This is a genomic window from Pseudoalteromonas sp. APC 3694 (genome assembly GCF_030407565.1).
GTDB classification, from domain to species: Bacteria; Pseudomonadota; Gammaproteobacteria; order Enterobacterales; family Alteromonadaceae; genus Pseudoalteromonas; species Pseudoalteromonas tetraodonis.
The window spans coordinates 1-1,869 of record NZ_JASDDE010000120.1 but is presented as its reverse complement, the minus strand read 5'-3'; the positions used below and the strand labels follow the sequence as shown (position 1 = coordinate 1,869).

The following is a 1,869-nucleotide window of genomic DNA, read 5'->3' as shown; positions in this document are numbered from 1 at the left end:
GGACTCAAAATGAAATTAAAGATGCCTGTAGGGTTCAACAATCAATTGTGAGTGGATGGAATAGTGGCTCTAAACAAGGCACTGAACAGCAACTAAAACCCTTACTTGAAATTTATGGTCATAAATTAAGAAGAAACTCTTTTCGTGTTTATTGGAATATCGTTCCTGAGACAAATTCAAAAAATTTCTATAAAGTTGAAGGAAAGGTGATATTAAGCCAAGCATTTTTTGATGCTAGACGAGTTAAGTCTCAGTTACTAAAAAAGATTCCTCAGCTTAAGATTGTTATCCATCATCAGGGTAACAACAAGTTCAGAGTTGTGTATCAAAGTCGCCTAATGTTTCAAAATACAAATGCCGAATTAGAATCAACAGTTGAAGACGCTATTTGGGGGTCGGTTGTTTCTGAACAATTTAGCCTATCAGAGCTGCTAGCTGCTATTGATACATTTTCTGAAACTACTTTAGCTAAGTACCCTAGCGATGCGAATACATTGCCATTTATAGTAAGACAAGCTTTGCTAAATCATGGGTTTGGTATTGACGGAGTTGTTGAATACCCTGCTATTTGGTAAATTAGTGAGACCCCCATAGGAAACTGGCACCTTAACGCCAAAATATGTGGATAAACCACATCAGTTTGAAGCACCTGTATTGGTAAGCCCTGTGACTAGCCAGTTTGCTACCGCAGCGCTATTCAAACATTTTTAGGAGCACATTGTTATTGCTTTCATTAAGCTAGGTCAAAGGTATTGCTGATTAGCCGAAACATACCATGTGATTACGGGATAGGGTGGGTAGGAAAGCCAGCCGTCACTTTTGTGGCCGCTGGCTTTTCGATATTCTAATATTGAAAGTTACTCATTCTTACGTCAGCAATTAGCGTTGTTAACTTGTTTCTTGCTTGCAGAAACTAAAGCCTCACCTTCTCTTACGGGCAAACTTTATTGTCATTTTCTCTGTTACGGGCAAACTTTATTGTCGCTGCACAAAAAAGTCGCTCAGCGCGGCTTATTAAACCTGCCACTTAAACTCTTAAGTGGCATTTTTTATTTCTAACTTTTGAGTCTATACTGCTGCATTTTGCTATTTGGTTTTTCGGGAATAGTCATTTCTATAATTCCAGCCTCAATGGCGGCTTTAAGTAACGCTCTCTAAAATGTTTACGGTTTTTTAATCCAAGTAAATTTTGTAGCTCTTGTCGGTTTAGTGGCTTTTCGCTTTGGATAAATATATTTATTAAAGCGATGACTTGGGGGGCTTGTATGTCTAAGTGTATAGTGTTTTTAACTTGAGGGGGTTGTTGTGGGGTTTTTGGTTTTTGTTATTGATTTTAAATCACTTTCTAATGACTTTAGTGCCGCTAATAATGCTTCCAATATATACTCAATAAACACGGATGAGTCACCGGACTTGGTACTAAGATTAATGCTTTCAAAATAATGTCGGCGAGTTGTCGCTATGACATTGTTAATATTTATTAGTGAAAATAGCGAATGCCACTGCGATAATTGCAGGGTTTGCCACGTACACGCTATTTCAGTATTACCCTGTGCAAAAGGTTGAATAAACTGTAATTCATAATGGCATACTGCACTACTAATTAAAGGATGATGTGCGGTTGTTTTAAACCAACTAAATAACTCCTCTACTATTTGTGGTACTCGCATTGCTTGTGGTGCCATTTGTAAACCACTTTTTAACGCTAAACTTTGCTGCCTATAACTGCCCGATTTTTCACTCAGATCTTTGATTAAGCTTCGATGCAAGGCTAATAAACCTGAACTCTGGATAATAAATCTATCTCAAGCAGTTATTTTCAGCGCTAACTGCGTTGAATTTACTTGCAATAGGCTAGCTATTGACGCG

The 1,869-nt window shown here is 37.8% G+C and carries 2 protein-coding genes and 1 pseudogene; 1 reads left to right on the top strand and 2 read right to left on the bottom strand.

Annotated features, from left to right (window positions below):
• On the top strand, window positions 1–575 hold a 575-nt coding region (locus QMA00_RS18750), incomplete at its 5' end, for a hypothetical protein (RefSeq protein ID WP_290158492.1).
• 480 nt (window positions 576–1,055) lie between these two features.
• Here QMA00_RS18750 and QMA00_RS19010 read toward each other — a convergent pair.
• Window positions 1,056–1,228: pseudogene (locus tag QMA00_RS19010) on the bottom strand (Fic family protein).
• A 58-nt stretch (window positions 1,229–1,286) separates the two neighbouring features.
• On the bottom strand, window positions 1,287–1,793 hold the full coding sequence (locus QMA00_RS18745; protein WP_290158494.1) for a Fic family protein: 507 nt from the start codon (window positions 1,791–1,793) through the stop codon (window positions 1,287–1,289).
• Between the last annotated feature and the right edge of the window lie 76 nt (window positions 1,794–1,869).